The sequence below is a fragment of the Pseudohalocynthiibacter sp. F2068 genome (genome assembly GCF_023015645.1).
GTDB lineage: Bacteria > Pseudomonadota > Alphaproteobacteria > Rhodobacterales > Rhodobacteraceae > Pseudohalocynthiibacter > Pseudohalocynthiibacter aestuariivivens.
The window spans coordinates 75452-94442 of sequence record NZ_JALKAK010000002.1 but is presented as its reverse complement, the minus strand read 5'-3'; the positions used below and the strand labels follow the sequence as shown (position 1 = coordinate 94442).

Annotated in this window: 17 protein-coding genes; 5 read left to right on the top strand and 12 right to left on the bottom strand. The window is 52.7% G+C overall.

The features are described 5' to 3' along the window. Positions 1 to 32 precede the first annotated feature (32 nt). Positions 33 to 842, top strand: a complete 810-nt coding sequence (locus MWU63_RS02790; RefSeq protein WP_246531558.1) for a division plane positioning ATPase MipZ — start codon at positions 33 to 35, stop codon at positions 840 to 842. A 128-nt stretch (positions 843 to 970) separates the two neighbouring features. Here MWU63_RS02790 and MWU63_RS02785 read toward each other — a convergent pair whose 3' ends face one another. The 12 genes from MWU63_RS02785 to MWU63_RS02730 form a co-directional block, all read right to left on the bottom strand. Next, positions 971 to 2599 (bottom strand): hypothetical protein, encoded by a 1629-nt coding sequence (locus MWU63_RS02785; RefSeq protein WP_213887284.1) that lies wholly within the window; start codon positions 2597 to 2599, stop codon positions 971 to 973. A 169-nt stretch (positions 2600 to 2768) separates the two neighbouring features. Continuing rightward, positions 2769 to 3602 (bottom strand): metal ABC transporter permease, encoded by an 834-nt coding sequence (locus MWU63_RS02780; RefSeq protein ID WP_213887283.1) that lies wholly within the window; start codon positions 3600 to 3602, stop codon positions 2769 to 2771. Further along, the gene (locus MWU63_RS02775; protein ID WP_213887282.1) at positions 3599 to 4456 is read right to left on the bottom strand and encodes a metal ABC transporter permease; all 858 of its coding nucleotides are present in this window, start codon (positions 4454 to 4456) and stop codon (positions 3599 to 3601) included. The genes MWU63_RS02780 and MWU63_RS02775 overlap by 4 nt, the downstream gene beginning before the upstream one ends. Continuing rightward, positions 4456 to 5310 (bottom strand): manganese/iron ABC transporter ATP-binding protein, encoded by an 855-nt coding sequence (locus MWU63_RS02770; RefSeq protein WP_213887281.1) that lies wholly within the window; start codon positions 5308 to 5310, stop codon positions 4456 to 4458. The genes MWU63_RS02775 and MWU63_RS02770 overlap by 1 nt, the downstream gene beginning before the upstream one ends. Before the next feature lie 9 nt (positions 5311 to 5319). Next, on the bottom strand, positions 5320 to 6222 hold the full coding sequence (locus tag MWU63_RS02765) for a metal ABC transporter substrate-binding protein (RefSeq protein WP_213887280.1): 903 nt from the start codon (positions 6220 to 6222) through the stop codon (positions 5320 to 5322). A gap of 254 nt (positions 6223 to 6476) precedes the next feature. Next, on the bottom strand, positions 6477 to 7622 hold the full coding sequence (locus MWU63_RS02760; RefSeq protein ID WP_213887279.1) for an iron-containing alcohol dehydrogenase: 1146 nt from the start codon (positions 7620 to 7622) through the stop codon (positions 6477 to 6479). Further along, on the bottom strand, positions 7619 to 9001 hold the full coding sequence (locus tag MWU63_RS02755) for an aldehyde dehydrogenase family protein (protein WP_213887278.1): 1383 nt from the start codon (positions 8999 to 9001) through the stop codon (positions 7619 to 7621). The genes MWU63_RS02760 and MWU63_RS02755 overlap by 4 nt, the downstream gene beginning before the upstream one ends. A gap of 11 nt (positions 9002 to 9012) precedes the next feature. Beyond that, positions 9013 to 10374, bottom strand: a complete 1362-nt coding sequence (locus tag MWU63_RS02750; RefSeq protein WP_213887277.1) for a glutamine synthetase family protein — start codon at positions 10372 to 10374, stop codon at positions 9013 to 9015. Positions 10375 to 10438: 64 nt separating this feature from the next. Further along, positions 10439 to 11476, bottom strand: coding sequence for a TRAP transporter substrate-binding protein (locus MWU63_RS02745; RefSeq protein WP_213887276.1), 1038 nt, complete (start codon positions 11474 to 11476; stop codon positions 10439 to 10441). Between the two features lie 55 nt (positions 11477 to 11531). Continuing rightward, positions 11532 to 12854: a TRAP transporter large permease subunit gene (locus MWU63_RS02740; RefSeq protein WP_213887275.1), complete on the bottom strand. Its 1323-nt coding sequence runs from the start codon at positions 12852 to 12854 to the stop codon at positions 11532 to 11534. Further along, the gene (locus tag MWU63_RS02735; RefSeq protein WP_213887274.1) at positions 12854 to 13453 is read right to left on the bottom strand and encodes a TRAP transporter small permease subunit; all 600 of its coding nucleotides are present in this window, start codon (positions 13451 to 13453) and stop codon (positions 12854 to 12856) included. Before MWU63_RS02735 ends, MWU63_RS02740 begins: the two co-directional genes overlap by 1 nt. Beyond that, a complete protein-coding gene (locus MWU63_RS02730) occupies positions 13446 to 14240 on the bottom strand; it encodes an N-formylglutamate amidohydrolase (protein WP_213887752.1) in 795 nt (264 codons plus the stop codon). Before MWU63_RS02730 ends, MWU63_RS02735 begins: the two co-directional genes overlap by 8 nt. 121 nt (positions 14241 to 14361) lie before the next feature. On the opposite strand from MWU63_RS02730, the gene MWU63_RS02725 reads away from it, so the two are divergent. The 4 genes from MWU63_RS02725 to MWU63_RS02710 all read left to right on the top strand — a co-directional run bounded on the left by MWU63_RS02725 (position 14362) and on the right by MWU63_RS02710 (position 18987). Further along, positions 14362 to 15234 carry a MurR/RpiR family transcriptional regulator gene (locus MWU63_RS02725; protein ID WP_213887273.1) on the top strand — a complete coding sequence of 291 codons (873 nt, stop codon included), beginning with the start codon at positions 14362 to 14364 and terminating at the stop codon, positions 15232 to 15234. 128 nt (positions 15235 to 15362) lie between these two features. Next, positions 15363 to 16400, top strand: a complete 1038-nt coding sequence (locus MWU63_RS02720; RefSeq protein ID WP_213887272.1) for a BMP family protein — start codon at positions 15363 to 15365, stop codon at positions 16398 to 16400. Next, entirely contained in the window at positions 16401 to 17948 is a 1548-nt protein-coding gene (locus tag MWU63_RS02715; protein ID WP_247076924.1) for an ABC transporter ATP-binding protein, read from the top strand. Next, on the top strand, positions 17938 to 18987 hold the full coding sequence (locus tag MWU63_RS02710; protein WP_247076923.1) for an ABC transporter permease: 1050 nt from the start codon (positions 17938 to 17940) through the stop codon (positions 18985 to 18987). Before MWU63_RS02715 ends, MWU63_RS02710 begins: the two co-directional genes overlap by 11 nt. Positions 18988 to 18991 lie beyond the last annotated feature (4 nt).

Below are 18991 nucleotides of genomic sequence, written 5' to 3'. Positions count from 1 at the left end.
CTTTTTTACGTTGCTGGGAAGGGATATCTGGCTTGGCGCATATCATCGTTGTCGGGAATGAAAAGGGCGGATCAGGTAAGTCGACGACGTCTATGCACGTGGCAACTGCACTTGCGCGGATGGGTCACAAGGTTGGCGCGCTGGATCTGGATCTCAGACAGAAAACATTTGGCCGGTATATCGAAAATCGGAAAGCATTTCTAAATTCGCAAGGATTGGACCTGCCAGTTCCCGATTATCACGATTTGCCAGAAATTGACCGGTCATCGCTACAACCCGGCGAAAACATCTATGATCATCGCTTGTCAGCTGCTGTGGCGACGCTGGAGCCCGATAGTGATTTTATCCTGATCGACTGCCCCGGTTCTCATACACGACTGTCTCAGGTTGCACATTCGCTGGCTGACACATTGATCACACCGTTAAACGACAGCTTCATTGATTTTGACCTGCTTGCCCGGCTGAACTCTGAAACGGGCAAAATCCTGGGTCCATCTGTTTATTCTGAAATGGTATGGAATGCGCGTCAGCTACGCGCACAGGCCGGGCTTCCACCAATTGACTGGATCGTTGTTCGTAACCGACTTGCGGCGCAGCAAATGCACAACAAAAAGAAGATGGGCGAAGCGCTCGAAAATCTGTCTAAACGCATCGGGTTTCGTATTGCGCCCGGTTTCGGAGAACGTGTGATTTTCCGGGAACTTTTTCCACGCGGATTAACGTTGCTTGACCTCAAAGAAGTTGGGGTTGAGCATCTTAATATTTCAAACGTTGCTGCCCGTCAGGAAGTTCGCGATCTTATGAAAGCGCTGCATTTACCGGGCGTGACCGTGAATTTCTAGGGAAAAGCCTTTCTGGACAGGACTCTGTTCTGATAGTTGGGGTGCAAGCCACTGCCAATCGACAGCCAAGAAAAAAGGGCGGCCTCGCGGTCGCCCAGTTTAATTTGTTGGAGGTCACCTTCAGATTGCTACCGGCGTGGCGGACGGACATATCGCTGAATAGAAAGTAGCGAGACTTCGCGACCTTCAGACATCTGGTCCCGAACAACTGCAATAGCATAGATGCCAGAGCCGACCTTCTTCACCATCCGGGTTGTAGGTGCGTCCGGATTGCTAAGGCTTTCAGCAACCTGCATTCCGGTGCCTTCATAGTCGAACATTACGAGCCTCGACGAGTCGCCTAATGAAACGGCGTCTATGACAACAAGACTTTCTTCTTCGACCGAGAACAGAAACCACTGTGTACCCACAGCGGCCACGTTGTCACTCCGCAGGGTCCGATCAAGCAAACCCAGATCGGTGAAAACAATACCGCTACCTGATGGCGGCAAAAGCTCTCCCAGTGCATAAGCCTCGGCCAACATTGCCTCAGCGGTCATTTCCTCGATAGTGACAGAATAAGAACCTGAACCTTCCCCAGAAAATGGGCTAACTGCCAAGCAATATTGACCGGCTGGCAAAGCGACATCCGGCTGGATGCGGCTGTTCGTTCCGAGCCCTTCTCCGTCATCCGAGGTGGAAACTTCCGCTCCTTCCGCATTGTACAAACCAAGGACCGTATCGAAATCATTGCTACGTGCTGTCAATCGCAGTTCAATCGGTTCTGTTGTTTCAAACCGATAGAACTTGTGCCCACTGCTCAGGGTCTGGGCAAAATTCTGTGCTTCAAAACCTGAGCTAAGGCTTGTCGACAAATCGGTTGTTGCATTTGGATCGCCGCACGGATCGGCCGGTGCACCGCTTCCAGCACCTCGTGAAGCAGCCGCTTCAGACCATTCTTCCAGCGTCAGGTTGAAATCTCCGCCGCTGGTGTCGTAACTGCTAACCGAAACGCAGTAGTCCCCGGCAGGCAATACATCCTGAAAACCCAGGTAGCTGTCAGTGCCGCCGCCGCTGTCATCATCCGACCCAAGTTCTGAACCGTTACCGTCTTCCAACGTTAGCAGTGTATCAAAATCACTGCTGCGCACACCAATACTCAGCGCCATCGGCTCTGCAAGACTGAACGCAAAGCTGTCATTTCCTGGGTTACGACCTTGAAGAATCTGCGCCTCAAACCCCGGAGCCAGCGTCGAGTCCAGCGTTACGAGCCCCTCGGCAGAATGGCACCCACCAGCCCCGGCAACAATTCCGGTACTTACTGTTACGGGGATCGTCGTGAAGAAGCCTTGCGGCAGTTCCCCAACCGCAGGGGGAACTTCAGTCAACGTTCTGATCTGAGCACAATAGACACCTGCCGAAAGCGCAGCCCCTAACCGCGAGTTTAAATCTCCTGCACCATCATCGTCAGAGCGCACCATCCGGCCACTGTCATCGAACAATATGATAATCGGGTCAGCTTCGCCTGCTGCGGTTTCCACCGTAATTCCTGTATCGGACTGAATCGTAAGTTCCAGATAGGCCGGTTCACCTCGCGCGATATCAATCAACGTATTGATCGGCTCTGCACCTTCCCCCGTGATAGAATAGCTGCCCTGCGTCAAGGCGAGGGGCTGACCACAGAAGCCTGCATCCTGTGCAAGGACGCCCGTACCCATAAACATAAAGGCGAAAAAAGCGCACAGTTGCGGTTTCGAAAAATTTTTTGTTTTGAACATGTATTCGCTCACTTTCCTAATGAATAGGCCTGGTTTGCATAGCGATGCATTACTTTCTAACGGTCGCTGCCGCACATTATCAAAAGAACCCGTGGGCCATGCGTTTGTCAAATGATCATCTGATTTTTCGCACCTAGCACAGAAAATTAGCGGTCGCACAAAATGCCTGTCAGACAGAAGTGACCCTTCTGGCAGATACCTGCGTTTTCCAAATAAAACAGACGATGAAGATACCGCTCAAGATCAATACAATCGTTGGCGCAGAGGCGCTTCCGATAAAAAAGCTAAAGTAAACCCCCGTGAGACCCGCGAACATTGTTAATAATACCGCCAAAACAAGCATAAGCTCGAACCGCTGCGTCAAAAGAAACGCGATAGCGCCGGGTGCAATCAAAAGACCGATCGCCAGAATAATCCCAACCGCTTTCAGCGTCGCAACAATTGTCAGCGACAAAATCGCGAGCAAACCGTAGTGCAGCAATTTAACATTCAATCCAGCTGCCTGCGCTTGCGCTGGATCAAAGGCGTGCAACAGGAAATCGCGACGTTTCAGTACTACGATCACAGCAACGAAAAGCGCGATTAGGCCAGTTGTCAGGATATCGCCCCAGCTTACGCCCAACATGTTTCCAAACAGGATATGATCCAGATGCACATCAGTTTCGATTTTTGTGTAGATAACCAATCCGAAACCGAACATGCCCGAAAACACCACACCCATGACTGTATCCTGTTTGATGCGGCTATTGTCCTTCAGGAAACCGGTGGCCAGCGCACAGACCATTCCAGCACCAAAAGCACCTATGATGAGCGGAATATTAATCAGATACGCCAGCACCACTCCCGGCAACACCGCGTGGCTAATTGCATCGCCCATCAGGGACCATCCCTTCAGGACCAGATAGCAAGACAACAGCGCAGTCGGCACCGCGATAATTGTGGTGATGATAAAGGCGCGGATCATGAACTCGAATTGAAATGGCAAGAGCAGTTCTTCAATCATGCCCCACCCTCCAATGCATCTGCGGAACGGCGGCGTGCGGCAAGATATCCATGCTTGGGTGCCAGAAAAAAGGCAGTTAAGAATATCAATGTTTGCAGGCAGATGATAATTCCACCTGTCGCGCCATCCAGAAAATAGCTTGCGTAAGCTCCTACAAAACTTGTGATGGATCCAATCGCCACGCTCAACATCAAGAGTCGCGGAAAGCGATCCGTCAGCAAATAGGCTGTCGCCCCCGGTGTCACCACCATTGCGATAACAAGGAACGCACCCACCGTTTGCAAAGCAGCAACACAAGACGCCGACAAGAGCGTGAAAAACAGCACTTTCAAAAGATCAGGTTTCAACCCAATCGATCGCGCATGGTTTTCGTCAAAAAACGCCACCATTAGGTCTTTCCATTTCAACAGAAGAATTGTGAGCGAGACAAACCCGATAACTGCCAATTGCAGTGTATCACCCGGTGTGATCGCCAGGATGTTTCCAAGCGTGATCGTTTGAATGTTAACAGAAGTCGGCGAAATAGAGACCATGAACAACCCGAGCCCGAAAAACGAAGTAAAAATCAGACCAATTATCGCGTCTTCCTTAAGCCCGGATCTCTGGTTCAGAAATAACATCGCCCCGGCCGCCAGCCCCCCTGCCAGAAAGGCACCAAGGGCAAATGGTAATCCCAGCATATAAGCCCCAGCAACACCGGGCACGATAGAATGGCTAAGCGCATCCCCGATCAGTGACCATCCCTTGAGCATCAGATAGGCGGACAGAAATGCACAAACCCCACCCACAAGTGCGCTGACCCACATCGCGTTGATCATGAACCCATAGGTGAAAGGTTCCAGCAGCATTTCCATCAGCTTTCGCCCTCTGGCTTATCGTCGTAAACAACGAAGGGCCGTTCATCATCGGTAATAACCGTAACCTGACGGCTGTCGTCATCGTCATGCAAGTCTTTGCCACCCAGAACAAAATGACGCAACACACCGCCAAAAGCGGCCTCAAGATTCGATTGTGTAAAGGTTTCTTCTGTTAGGCCGTGTGCCAGCACGGTGCCTTTCACCAGAATTGTACGATCACAAAATTCAGGAACAGACCCAAGGTTATGGGTCGACACCAACATCACACGGCCTTCATCACGCATATCACGCAACAGCGCGATGATAGCATCCTCGGTCTGCACATCGACACCTGTGAAAGGTTCATCCAACAAGATGACTTTGCCGTCTTGCGCCAAAGCGCGTGCAAGAAAAACCCGTTTACGCTGCCCGCCAGACAGTTCACCAATCTGGCGGTGCCGGAACTCACTCATTCCAACTCGGGCCAAGGCCTCTGTCACCGCGCTCCGGTCTTCGTCACGTGTCATCCGCATAAAGTTCATGTGGCCATAGCGGCCCATCATAACCACATCTTCAACCAGTACCGGGAAAGACCAGTCGACTTCTTCGGCCTGCGGCACATAGGCTACGATGTTTTTCTTCAACGCCTCTTTTACCGGCATTCCAAGGATCGAGATTTCACCCTTTGCTACCGGCACAAACCCCATGATCGCCTTGAATAATGTTGACTTTCCAGCCCCATTCACCCCTACAAGCGCTGTTATCGTTCCTGTCGGAATCTCAAAACTGGCGTCTCGCAACGCCGTCAGTCCATTGCGATACGTGACCGTTACGCCTTGTGCGAAAATACCTGAATCAAGCGGCGCCAGCATTGGGATGTCCTATTCAGAATTCGCAGTCAAACCTGCAACTATGGTTTCAGAGGTTACACGAAGCAAATCGAGGTAACTAGGCACGGGTCCGTCCGCTTCGGTCAGAGAGTCAACATAGAGAACACCGCCAAACGCCGCCCCAGTCTCACGGGCCACCTGTTTTGCCGGGTCGCTAGAGACAGTGCTTTCGCAAAATACTGCGCGAATGTTGTTCTCTCGCACACCGTCAATCACCTTGCGCACCTGCTGAGGTGTCCCCGTCTGATCTGCATTGATCGGCCAGAGGTAAAGCTCCTGCATCTCAAAATCCCGGATCAGATAGCTAAAAGCCCCTTCGCAAGTTGCAAGCCAACGTTCACTTTCCGGCACCGCAAGAATGGCGTCCCGCAAGGGTGCAATAGCGGCAACCAGTTCTTGTTTGTAGGCTTCGGCATTCGCCTTATAAATTTCTGCGTTATCAGGGTCATACGTCACAAAGGCGTCCCGAATATTGTCGACGTAAATGATAGCATTGTCCAACGACATCCAGGCATGTGGGTTTGGCTTTCCGTCATAGGCCCCTTCGGAAATACTGACCGGCTCAATGCCTTCGGTCAAAACAACGCTTGGAACATCAGAAAGGTTGCCGAAAAACTGCTCAAACCAAAGTTCAAGGTTCATCCCGTTCCACAAAATCAGATCCGCGTCCTGCGCACGCAAAATATCGCGTGGCGTCGGGTCATATCCATGAATTTCCGCGCCAGGTCGGGTGATCGATTCCACGACTGCGGCATCTCCTGCCACGTTCGATGCCATATCAGCAATAACGGTAAAGGTGGTTACTGCTTTGAATTTTTCTGCTGCGGTTGCAGCCGTACTCACGACAATAAGAAAGGCAGTCGCACTTGTCAGAATTCTAACGATTTTTTGCATTGGGTACCCTTTTGCCCCAAAGGGCTTCGCCAATTGATTATGAGAATCGTTCGCAACTGTCAACTAGATTGCGAATAATTTGCAAAAAGAAACCGTCAGTGTTCTCCGAATGAAAGGATATCAAGATCAAAACGATTTTAATCCAGCAATCTGGTATAAATGTCTGTAAATCAGTTGTTTTACCAGTTTCCAAAAATATCCCCGCCGGAGGCTTCTTTGTCCTCCCCCAGCGGGGCGTCGAATTAAAGTTCGCGTCAGATACAGTCTATAAACAACTGTTTCATGTTCTCAGAATTCAACTCAACCGGATTTCCACCGCAACTCGGATCGTTCAGCGCCATTTCGGTCAGCGTATCGATCTTGTCGGTGCCAACACCCATCTCCGATAGTTTTTTAGGGATGCCAAGATCATCGTTCAGTTTCAGCACATAGCCGAAAAATCCGTTAAAACCGCCGGAGATGCCCAAATACGCGGCGGCCTGATTGAACCTGTCTTCAATCGCGGGCCTGTTAAACGTTAAAACCGGTGGCATTACGACAGCATTCGTTGTGCCGTGATGGGTGTTATAGACCGCGCCAATCGGATGGGAAATTGCGTGAATAGCGCCAAGCCCTTTTTGAAAGGCTGTCGCACCCATCGCTGCCGCTGACATCATATGCGCCCGCGCCTCAAGATCATTTCCATCTTCGTAGGCCCGTGGCAGGTAATCCTTCACCAATCGCATCCCTTCAAGCGCGATACCCTGGCTCATCGGATGGTAGTGCGGACTGCTGAATGCCTCGACACAATGTGCGAAAGCGTCAAGCCCTGTACCAGCGGTGATGAACTTTGGCATTCCAACTGTCAGTTCCGGGTCGCAGATCACAATACTTGGCAAAACCTTTGGGTGAAAAATTATCTTTTTCACATGGGTCACACTGTCAGTGATCACGCTCGCACGGCCCACTTCTGACCCGGTTCCCGCTGTTGTTGGCACGGCAACAATGGGCGCTATCGCGTCTGCGTCCGCGCGCGTCCACCAGTCGCCAATATCTTCAAAATCCCAAATCGGGCGCGTTTGGCCGGCCATGAAGGCAACCATTTTACCAAGGTCAAGGCCCGAACCGCCACCAAAGGCGATAACACCGTCGTGGCCGCCTGTTTTGTAGACCGCAACACCATCCGCGAGGTTCAGCTCGTTCGGGTTCGGGTCCACTTCGGAAAACAGCCCTCGCCCAAGGCCTGCAGCCTCCATGATATCAAGCGTCGTCGCCGTGATCGGCAACCCGGCCAACCCCTTGTCCGTCACCAACAGCGGTTTCTTCATACCTGCGGCCGCGCAGGCCTCGGGCAATTCCTTGATCCGGCCAGCACCGAATTTCATTGTGGTCGGGTAAGACCAATTTCCGACGAGATTCATTTCGTCACCTTTTTCAAATGATATGATTTTGGCCGGGTCAGGTTATGAAAACCAATGACGCTTAGCGCGCCGCCCCGACCGGTGTTTTTGCACCCGGTCCAACAAAGGCCCGGATCAAGATAATCAGCCCTGTTCATGAAGACCGTGCCTGTTTCAACCTCTGCGCCAATCCGGCTTGCCCGTTCTACATCCTGCGTCCAGAGCGATGCTGTCAGGCCGAACTCACTGTCGTTCATCAACATGATCGCTTCTTTATCAGATGATACCTTCATGATCCCAACAACAGGCCCAAAGCTTTCATCCCGCATCACCCGCATTTCGTGAGTTACGTTTGTCAGAACTTGCGGCGTCAAATAGGCACCACTGTCATCTTCGGCAAAGGTATCAATATGCGCAGTCGCGCCCATCGCCAAAGCTTCGTCAATTTGTGCGCGCACCTCTGCTGCAAACCGCACATTCGCCATCGGACCAAGTGTAGTTTCAGTGTCCAGCGGATTACCAAGCTTATAGCCTTTTACAATCGCCACAGCCTTTTCAACAAAAGCATCAAAAAGGCTTTCATGAACGTAAATCCGTTCAATCCCGCAGCAACACTGGCCTGAGTTGAACATCGCCCCATCGATCAGCGTATCAACCGCTGCGTCGAGGTCAGCATCTTCCATAACATAGCCCGGGTCTTTACCGCCAAGCTCCAGCCCAACACCAGTAAAGGTGCCTGCCGCAGCCATTTCCATTGCCCGTCCACCGCCGACAGACCCGGTGAAATTTACAAATCCAAAGGATTTGGCTGCAATAAGCGCAGACGTCGTGTCATGGTCCAGAAACACATTCTGGAAAACATCCGCTGGAACTCCAGCCTCTGTAAAGGCGCGCACCATCCGCTCGCCAACCAACAGGGTTTGCGTTGCGTGTTTCAGCACCACAGTGTTCCCAGCCATAAGCGCGGGGGCAACCGTGTTGATCGCTGTCATGTAAGGATAGTTCCAAGGGGCCACCACCAGAACAACCCCATGTGGTTCGCGCTTGATGACCCTTTCAAAAGCATTGCTCTCTTCCACCACGATCGGCGCCAGCGTATCCTCAGCGATCTTCGCCATATAACTGGCGCGTTCATTAAAACCGCCAAATTCGCCGCCGTACCGCACCGGACGCCCCATCATATGGGCGAGTTCCGGCACAATCTCGTCACTCATCTCGCCAACACGGGCGACACCAGCCATGACAAGATCAACACGTTCTGCCAACGGTCGCGCAGCCCAGGCTTTTTGCGCAGTCTTTGCGCGTTTGACTACGGCTTCCGCCTCTGACTGAGACAGTACAGGACGGGTGGCATAGACCGATCCATCAATCGGTGAAATGCATTTCAGTTCTTGCGTCATATTATCCCCAATCACGCACGTTCAAAGCCGCGGGCGACTTCGTAATCCGTCACCACACGGTCAAATTCTTCCAGTTCCCATTCAGCCGCACGGCAGTAGTGATCCACCACATCTTCGCCCAAAGCCTCACGCAGCATCTTGGAATTCTTCAGCGTTTCACGTGCATCCCTCAGGTTTTGCGGAATGAAGCCGGAGTTGCCTTCGTAAGCATCGCCAACTGTCGGCGGATCCAGTTTCATCTTGTCTTCAATACCTTTGATCCCCGCCGCAAGCTGCGCCGCCATTGCCAGGTAAGGATTGAGGTCTGAACCACCGACACGGCATTCAACACGCACCGCTTTTGTCCCATTGCCACATAGCCGGAAACCGGCTGTCCGGTTGTCGACCGACCAGATTGTGCGGGTAGGTGCAAAGGTTCCTTTCTGGAACCGCTTGTAGCTGTTCACATATGGCGCCAGAAAATAAGTGTAGTCAGGCGCAAATTTCAGCAGACCCGCCATGTAATATTTCATGATTTCTGACATGCCGAGCTTGTCGTTCTTGTCAAAAAACGCTGGTTTTCCGTCTTTCCAAAGCGACTGATGGACGTGGCTGGATGACCCAACTTTTTCATGGTGCCACTTGGGAAGGAAGGTCACCGCATGCCCTTGCTGCCAGGAGATTTCCTTAACAGCGTGTTTGGCGATCGTATGATGGTCCGCCGTATCAAGTGCCGCGGCATATTTAATGTTCAGTTCTTCCTGGCCTGTCTCCGCTTCGCCCTTTGTATTTTCCACGGGAATGCCAGCCGCATACAGGTGGTTTCGTATCGGGCGCATCACGTGTTCTTCTTTGGTCGTCTGAAGAATGTGATAATCTTCATTGTAACCTGAAATCGGTGCCAGATCGCGAAATTTGCTTTTGCGGATTTCGTCAAAGCTTTTCTCGAACAAAAAGAATTCAAGCTCGGTCGCCATCATTGCCGTCATACCCAATTCGTCCAGCCGGGCAATCTGGCGCTTCAGAATAGCGCGGGGTGAGTGGGTGATGTCCTGATAGGTGTGATGATCCAGAACATCGCATAACACCATTGCAGTGCCTTCGAGCCAGGGAACCAGCCGAAGCGTATCGAGATCGGGTTTCATGACATAATCGCCATACCCGCTTTCCCAACTTGTCGAGGCAAAACCGTCCGGCGTTGCCATTTCGAGATCGGTCGCCAGCAGATAATTACAACAATGGGTTTCTTCCCACGCGCTATCGACAAAATGCTGCGCCAGAAATCGCTTACCCATAAGGCGGCCCTGCATATCCACGATACAGGTCAGAACCGTATCAATTTCACCAGATTTTACGGCGGATTTTAAAGCGTCAAAGGTCAGATTGCCGGGCATGGTCTGTATCCTGAAAATTGGAGGTTAGGGGTGCCCCGGAGGCGAACCACCGGGGCGCTTGTTTTTAGCCGAACGAATAGGGCGGGCCAGCTTTGCCGAGCACTTCGTTATAATCGCGGAAGATCTGGACGATTTTCGAGTGAATTTCGCCTTCCTGTGCTATTTCGTCCCAGAAAGTGACAGCCGCGTCTTCAACCGTTTTCCACTCGGCTTGTGGAATTGAGCGCAGTTTCAGCTGATCACCCGTGGCGCGCAGACGTGCCTCGCCACCCCAGTACCACTGGTTGCGATAGGTGTGACCCGCTTCGATCCCGGCCATCACAATTGACTTGAGATGCTCGGGCAGATCGGCCCATTGTTTCTGGTTCACAAAGAACGACCCAATCCATGCGCCCGAGATGTTGTTGGTCAGGAAATAGTCAGTCACATTGGCCCAGCCGACTGTGTAGTCTTCGGTGATGCCAGACCATGCCATGCCATCCAGCTCGCCGGTTTGCACGGCCACTTCGGCATCCTCGTAGGGGATCGATACTGGAATAACGCCAAACTGGGCAAGGAAACGCCCGGCGGTCGGGAAGGTGTAAAGCTTCAGACCGTCAAGATCGGCCAGTGATGTGACCTCTTTTTTGGTGTTGAAGTTACACGGGTCCTGACCTGCAGCCGACAGCCACGCAACACCGACCTTTTCGTATTCCGAGCGCCAGATGTCGGCCAGCCCGTATTGCTCGAACAGCACCGGCACATCGAGCGCGTGTTTTGTCGCCAATGGGAAATAGCCGCCAAACACCTGCAGAGGCGTGGGCGATGCCATTGAATCATCATCGGAATGAACTGCGTCGATCGTGCCACTTTGGAGCGCCTGAAACAGCTCACCTGTGGGAACAATCTGGTCGGCATAAAACAGCTCGATCTCCATCTCGCCGTTGGCGGCGGTGTTGATGTAGTCGATGACTGGCTTGGTAACAAACTCGCCCAGGGCCGCGCCAGCATAGGTCTGGAAGCGCCATTTGATGGGGGCTTGTGCATGGACAATGGCCGGTGTGGCCAAAGTTGCGGCACCGCCAAGTGTTGCGGCGCGTAGAAATGAACGTCTGGTCGTCATGGGACTCTCCTTAGTTGGGTTTCATCGGGATGCTCCGTTGGCGGAGTTCTTTTGGTTATTTTCCGTAAACATAATTAGGTAGCCAGAGGGCGATCTGCGGAAAGATCATGACCACAGCCAGGGCGAAAGCCATAACAATCACAAACGGCACGATAGAGCGGTAGATGTCCCTTATCGTGATCTCAGGCGGCGCCATCGCGCGCATCAGGAACAGATTATAACCGAATGGTGGGGTCATATAAGCGATTTGGCAAGTGATAGTGTAAAGCACCCCGTACCAGACCAGATCAAAGCCCATCGAGCCGACCAGAGGTACATATAGCGGTGCCACGATCACCAGCATTGCGGTGTCGTCCAGAAACGTGCCCATCAGAATGAACGACAGCTGCATCAGGATCAGGATTGTCCAGGCGTTCAGACCCAGTTGTTGGGTGAAAAGATCCTCGATTGCCTTAACCGCGCCCAGCCCGTCAAAGATTGCGCCAAAACCAAGGGCGGCCAGAATGATCCACATAAACATGCATGAAATCGCTAATGTCTGACGCACGGAAGTTTCAAACACCTCGCGGGTCATCCGGCCTTTCAGGACTGCCGCCAAAAACGCGGCCATTGCTCCGATGGCCGAACTTTCGACCAGTGAGGTATAACCCTTGACGAAAGGCACCATCATCACTGCGAAAATCGCCAGAGGTAGGACGCCAGCCCCCAAAAGGCGCAGTTTTTCGGCCATCGGCACATTGCGCTCGTCTTCGGGTAGCGCAGGGCCAAGATGGGGCTGCAGGCGGCAGCGCACGTAAATGTAGATGATGAACATCGTGGCCATCATCAGGCCGGGAATGACCCCGGCCAGCCACAGCTGTCCCACCGGTTGGCGTGCGATCATCGCATATAGCACCAGCACGACCGAGGGCGGAACTAGGATGCCCAAACTTGACCCGGCCTGAATGACGCCGGTGACCATGATTTTGTCATAGCCACGCTTCAGAAGTTCAGGCAGGGCGATGGTAGCCCCGATGGCCATGCCTGCCACGCTGAGGCCGTTCATTGCCGAAATCAGCACCATCAACCCGATTGTGCCAATCGCCAACCCACCCCGAACAGGGCCCATCCAGACATGGAACATCTTGTAGAGGTCATCGGCAATTTTGGATTCGGACAGCACATAACCCATGAAAATAAACATCGGCAGTGTCAGCAGCGGATACCATTTCATCAGCTTCATTGCGGCCGAGAAAGGGATGTCGACGCCGTTGTTCCAACCCAAAAACACGGCGGAAGCTGAGGCCACAAACCCGATGGCACCGAATACCCGCTGCCCGGTCAGCAGCATCAGCATCATCGAGCTGAACATCAGAATGGCGATCATTTCATAGGGCATCAGAGAGCCTCACCGCGGATACGCCCGATGTCGCGAAAGAACTCGGCAAGAGATTGTAAAAGCATCAAAAAGACCCCGATGCAGAGCAGGGATTTTACCGGCCAGAGATAGGGGCGCCAAGGGCTGTTGCTGCGCTCCATGAAGCCCAGCTTGTCGCCGGCGGCATCAAAGCCCTGAGAAAACAAGGTACTCAACAGCTCACTCAGGAATTCGTAGGTTGTTGCATTATAGGGTCGGCCTAATGAGTAGGCGAATGAGTTAATACCGCCGTAGAGAAGCACACCAAGATAGAACATCAGGAAAAGCACGGTGAAGGCATCAAACCACGCCCGTTGCCGTACCGACCAGCCGCCATAAAAAAGATCCATCCGAACGTTCGACCCCAATTGTAGCGAATAAGGTCCGCCCAGGACGTAATAGGCGACCATCACGAACTGTGCGGTTTCCAGCGTCCAGTGTGAAGAGGTGAACAAAGTTTTGGACACCGACGACCACAAAAGAACACCCACCAGAACAAACAGCAGATACATCGCGAACCGCCCGATAAAATAGTTCATCGCGTCTATTGCGCGAATGTAGCCAAGGATAACTCTAGGCATGATGGGAGGTTCCCATTATTACAAGGCCAAGTTCTTTTAGCGACGAAGCGAGCAAACCAAGCAATTCATCGGCAATAGCATCTTGCGCCGCCTCCGTTTCCAAAAGATCGTTTCGAACTTCGATCATTACGTTCATCAACCCATGTTCTATGCCATGAATTTTCAACGAATGTGTCACGCCATCAGCAGGGCCATACGGAGAATTCCTCTCGACAACGCGGGGGGCTATCAATTCTGACTGCGCGAGCATCGCATCTGCGACGCGGCTATCTGTGTCGTGCAAAATGCCAATCTCGACATTTCTTGGTTTGCCAAAATAAAGCGGCGTGAAACTGTGAATCGTCACGAGCACGGTTGGAATCGCGTTTGATTCCCGGGCTTCCAGAACCTCGCCCACAGCATTGCAGAACGGAACATAAACCTGTTCAACCCGTGCCGCCTTGTCTTCATCGTTTAAACCCTGATTGCCGGGAACCTCGATCAACTCGGACTTTTCCGGCATCGCGCCTGGTGATTCAGGTGGTCGATTGCAATCGTACACCAGCCTGGAAACTCGTCCCGCAATAAGCGGCGCATTAAGTGCTTTTGAAAGACGAGCGGCAAGAGCCCGTGCGCCCGGATCCCAGACCGCATGACTGTCGCGTGTAGCGGGGCTTAACCCAAGATTATTGTATGCTTCCGGAATATGTGCCGAGGCATGTTCACAAACCAAAACAACAGGACCAACCCCATCGGGGTTCAGCACCTCGACGACAGTGCTGGACTGTTTTGTATTCGTTCCGACCAACTGGATTCCCCCGCCTGATAAAATACTTTCCTTTCTTTCACGATCTGTCAATATATTTTCACACGCTGGTCAAACACAAAAACCCAACTTAGAGTGAACGCATAAAATTTAGGGAAAGCCTTTGCCGAATTCCTCGCAAACAGTGCGCAGTCTGATCCGCAGCCGGTATGAGTCGCTGACTCAGACAGAACGTAAACTGGCCAATTCCCTTCTGGAAAACTACCCTGCTGCCGGACTTGCCTCGATCACAATTGTTGCAGAGAATGCCGGCGTATCGACCCCAACCGTTGCCAGGATGGTTCAAAAACTTGGCTTCAAAGGGTATCCCCAATTTCACAAAGCGTTACGGGAAGAGCTTGAGGCGCAGGTTTCAGGGCCGATAAAAAAACATGAGAACTGGGCAAGTGAAGCGCCGGATTCTCATATGCTGAATCGATTTGCAGATTCAGTTATGCATAATCTCAGCCAAACCCTTTCGCATGTTGATACCGAAAAGTTTGATCAGGCGGTTTCCGTTTTGGCTGACAAGGAAAATCAGCTTTTTGTTGTAGGAGGCCGAATTACCCGCGCGCTCGCCGACTATACGTTTACGCATATGCAGGCGATCCGGCCAAGGGTCACCCATATGACGTCATCCTCGGCCACCTGGCCGCATTACGTGCTTGATATGGCCGAGGGTGATGTCCTGCTTATGTTCGATGTACGGCGCTACGAAACCAACCTGCTGCGTCTGGCAGAACTTGCTTCGTCCCGGGGGGTAAAGGTAATCCTGATTACCGATCAATGGGCCTCTCCCGTCGCGAAAGTCGCCGACCATATTTTTAACTGTTGGGTCGAAATCCCTTCGGCTTGGGATTCCAATATTGCCACGATGATGCTGCTCGAAGCCATGATCGCTGCGGTACAGGAAAAAATCTGGCCCGAGACCAGAGAGCGGTTTGAAAGATTGGACGAGTTATTCGACATGACACGTCTGTTCCGCAAATTTAGTTAGGGGCGCTGAAATTTTAGGTAATATGCACGAATGAATTTGAACAATTGTTAGTTTTGATTGAACCGAATCGCAAGAAAGTTTACCAATTGGTCAAAAGTATGAAATCAAATCCAACGGGGGTAAAAATAATGAATAATTTAAAGACCACATCTCAGCTGTCCGGAATGACGCGCCGAAGGCTGCTGGCAACCAGCGCGGCTGCGCTAACGATGACCGGTATTGTCGGCCTTCCCGGTCGCGCGCTTGCTGCCGAACCGCTTAAAGTAGCTGGCATCTACACAGTCCCGGTCGAGCAGCAATGGGTCAGCCGAATTCACAAAGCTGCTGAAACCGCTCAGGGGCGTGGTGATATCGAATACACCTATTCCGAAAATGTCAGTAACACCGATTATACGCGTGTGATGCGGGAATACGCTGAACAGGGATATCAGCTCATCATCGGCGAAGTTTTTGGTGTAGAACAAGAAGCGCGCGAAGTCGCGGCAGACTACCCCAATATCGCTTTCCTGATGGGTTCCAGCTTCAAACAGGATGATGCGCTGGCGAATTTCTCTGTGTTCGACAACTATATTCAGGATGCGTCTTACCTGTCTGGAATTATTGCAGGCTCGCTTACCAAAGCTGGCAACATCGGCATGGTCGGGGGTTTCCCGATTCCCGAGGTGAACCGGCTGATGCATGCCTTCATGGCTGGTGCGCGTGAGATCAACCCTGATATCACCTTTCAGGTCAGCTTTATCGGCAGCTGGTTTGATCCACCCAAGGCTAAAGAAACTGCCTTCGCGATGATCGAACAGGGTGCAGATGTTCTGTATGCCGAACGCTTTGGTGTTTCAGACGCGGCACAAGAACGCGGCGTGCTTGCCATCGGCAATGTGATCGACACGCAATCCGACTACCCTGATACCGTTGCTGCCTCTGCTCTTTGGCACTTTGAACCAACCTTGGATAAAGCCATTGCAGAAGTGCAGGCAGGCAGCTTCACCGCTGCTGACTACGGTGTCTATTCCTTCATGAGCGAAGGGGGCAGTTCCCTTGCGCCGCTCGGCACTTTCGAAGGCAAAGTTCCGGAAGATGCTCTCGCGCTGGTAGCAGAGCGCGAAGCTGCAATCAAAGACGGCAGTTTTTCCGTCGAAATCAACGACGAAGAACCGCGGTCGTCATAAATGGCTAAGCAAAGTGAGGCGCAGGTTGTCCTGCGCCTCGACCGTATCACCAAAACCTTTGGTGCTTTGGTCGCGAATGACGCGGTCAGCCTCGACCTGCACAAAGGCGAGGTAATAGCGCTACTCGGTGAAAACGGCGCGGGTAAGACAACGTTGATGAACATCCTGTTCGGCCATTACACCGCCGATACAGGGAGCGTTGAAGTGTTCGGCCAGGAACTGCCACCGGGAAACCCACGAGCTGCTTTGGCCGCAGGCGTAGGCATGGTTCACCAGCACTTTACCCTTGCTGACAATATGACCGTGCTGGAAAACATCGTACTCGGCACCCAACCCTTATGGCGTCTGGGTTTTGACCGGTCTGCAGCCCGCGCACGCATTATTAAATTATCCGGTGATTTTGGCCTGACAGTTCACCCTGATGCGCGTGTCGGCGCATTGTCGGTAGGTGAGCGACAAAGGGTGGAAATACTCAAGGCGCTTTACCGCGATGCACGGATTCTGATCCTTGATGAGCCGACCGCCGTTCTGACACCTCAGGAAACCGATGACCTGTTTGCAACGATGCGCAAGGCTGTCGATCTGGGTTTGTCGGTGGTCTTTATTTCGCACAAGCTGCACGAAGTTATGGCAATCTCAAGCCGTGTCCTTGTGCTTCGCCACGGCCGTCTTGTTGCCGAAGTTTTGACAGAAGGAACAGACCGCCACGCCCTCGCAACACTGATGGTTGGAGAAGAAGTTACACCTCCGAAAGTTGCAGACTCTACGGCTGGCCCGGCTCTGATGCGGCTTCAGAATGTTTCGACTGCTGATCAGGGCAGCGCGCCTGGTTTGAAATCGCTGTCGCTCGATCTAAGAGCCGGACAAATCATCGGCCTTGCCGGCGTATCAGGCAATGGACAGTCCGCACTTGCCGACATGATTGGGGGTTTGACAACACCGCTTTCCGGCACAATAGCCTTGGAAAATTCCGAACCTGTTAACTGGACGCCACGCGCCGCAGTATCAGCGGGCATAGCCCGTATTCCTGAGGATCGGCACAAGACCGGCACGATCGCAGATTTTGATTTGACCGAGAACGCGATCCTCGAGAACTATTCCGAAGCCCCTTACAGCCGAAAAGGCTGGATGAATTGGCAAAAGGCCGAGGATTTTTCGAAACATATTATCGACACCTACGACGTCCGTTGCCCGGGCCCTCAGACACGTATTCGGCTGCTTTCCGGCGGAAACATGCAAAAGCTGATCCTTGGCCGGGTACTTGAGCAGTCTCCAAGCATCATTCTGGCTAATCAGCCTGTACGTGGTCTTGATATCGGGGCTGTCTCCTACGTGCATTCGCGCCTGTTGGATGCCCGCGCTGGCGGCGCTGCGGTATTGCTTATTTCCGAAGATCTGGAAGAGATCATGGCGCTGTCCGATGTCATCCACGTTATCTCCGAAGGCCGCCTGTCACCGGGTTTCCCACGCGGTAGCAAGACGGCGGCGGAGCTTGGTGTTTGGATGGCAGGACACGGTTTTGACGAGGAGGCCACAAATGCGGCTTGAGCCCGTTGCGAACCCTACAGTCACGCGCACTCTGTCGCTTCCATTGCTGGCCTTGACGGTTACGGTCTTTGTCGCCTCATTTTTAGCTATGTTGGCTGGGGCCAATCCGTTTTCGGTTCTGGGGTTGATCATCGATGGCGCTGTTGGTTCCAAGTTCGCGGCGCTTGAAACCTTGAACCGCGCCACACCGCTGATCTTTACCGGGCTCGCGGTCGCGGTCGCTTTTCGCGCGCGGCTTTGGAACATTGGGGCGGAAGCACAGCTTTATGCTGGTGCAGTCTTAACTGTACTGCTGGGAACAGGGGCACTTGCCTGGCCGTCTGGCCTGCTACTTCCAACGATTGCAATCTGCGCCATGTTCGCGGGCGCTCTTGTTCTGCTTTTGCCTGCCTATCTCAAAACCCGGTTTGGCGTGGACGAAGTTGTTACGACCCTGCTTTTCAATTTTGTTGTGTTGCTTTTGGTATCAATGCTTCTTGAAGGTGTGCTCAAGGACCCGATGGGTATGGGCTGGCCAAAATCGGCCCGCTTGATCCCCGAGGCCCGGCTGCCGCGCATCGTCGAAGGGCTGCGCCTGCACTGGGGATTTGGGCTGGCCATCGTATCCGCCGCGGTTGTCTGGATGATCCAGACACGGACCACGCTAGGGTATGAAATGCGCGCCGTTGGATTGAACCAGAAAGCCGCGCAATTTGCCGGAATCCCGGTGAACACCGTCCTTATCAAAACCGCACTTTTGTCAGGTGGGCTTGCAGCCCTCGCCGGGTTTTCCGAAGTTGCCGGACTTAAGGGCAATCTCACGCTCGATCTGTCACCAGGGTTTGGCTACACCGGCATCATCGTTGCAATGCTGGCCTTTTTGAACCCGATTGGTGTTGTTGTATCTGCACTGTTTGTTGCTGGCATTTTCGTCGGCGCTGACAGCATGAGCCGCGCCGCGGGTGTGCCTACCTACATCGCCGATATTATGCTCGCCACGGCCTTGTTGCTGATGGTGCTCGCGATCATGCTCACCCGTTTTCGCATTGTCAGGGAGTAAGGAT

Excerpts from the sequence above, each read along its gene's own strand:
- MWU63_RS02785 (WP_213887284.1), bottom strand. The coding sequence starts at position 2,599 with ATGTTCAAAACAAAAAATTTTTCGAAACCGCAACTGTGCGCTTTTTTC.
- MWU63_RS02780 (WP_213887283.1), bottom strand. The coding sequence starts at position 3,602 with ATGATTGAAGAACTGCTCTTGCCATTTCAATTCGAGTTCATGATCCGC.
- MWU63_RS02775 (WP_213887282.1), bottom strand. The coding sequence starts at position 4,456 with ATGGAAATGCTGCTGGAACCTTTCACCTATGGGTTCATGATCAACGCG.
- MWU63_RS02770 (WP_213887281.1), bottom strand. The coding sequence starts at position 5,310 with ATGCTGGCGCCGCTTGATTCAGGTATTTTCGCACAAGGCGTAACGGTC.
- MWU63_RS02765 (WP_213887280.1), bottom strand. The coding sequence starts at position 6,222 with ATGCAAAAAATCGTTAGAATTCTGACAAGTGCGACTGCCTTTCTTATT.
- MWU63_RS02760 (WP_213887279.1), bottom strand. The coding sequence starts at position 7,622 with ATGAATCTCGTCGGAAATTGGTCTTACCCGACCACAATGAAATTCGGT.
- MWU63_RS02755 (WP_213887278.1), bottom strand. The coding sequence starts at position 9,001 with ATGACGCAAGAACTGAAATGCATTTCACCGATTGATGGATCGGTCTAT.
- MWU63_RS02750 (WP_213887277.1), bottom strand. The coding sequence starts at position 10,374 with ATGCCCGGCAATCTGACCTTTGACGCTTTAAAATCCGCCGTAAAATCT.
- MWU63_RS02745 (WP_213887276.1), bottom strand. The coding sequence starts at position 11,476 with ATGACGACCAGACGTTCATTTCTACGCGCCGCAACACTTGGCGGTGCC.
- MWU63_RS02740 (WP_213887275.1), bottom strand. The coding sequence starts at position 12,854 with ATGCCCTATGAAATGATCGCCATTCTGATGTTCAGCTCGATGATGCTG.
- MWU63_RS02735 (WP_213887274.1), bottom strand. The coding sequence starts at position 13,453 with ATGCCTAGAGTTATCCTTGGCTACATTCGCGCAATAGACGCGATGAAC.
- MWU63_RS02720 (WP_213887272.1), top strand. The coding sequence starts at position 15,363 with ATGAATAATTTAAAGACCACATCTCAGCTGTCCGGAATGACGCGCCGA.
- MWU63_RS02715 (WP_247076924.1), top strand. The coding sequence starts at position 16,401 with ATGGCTAAGCAAAGTGAGGCGCAGGTTGTCCTGCGCCTCGACCGTATC.
- MWU63_RS02710 (WP_247076923.1), top strand. The coding sequence starts at position 17,938 with ATGCGGCTTGAGCCCGTTGCGAACCCTACAGTCACGCGCACTCTGTCG.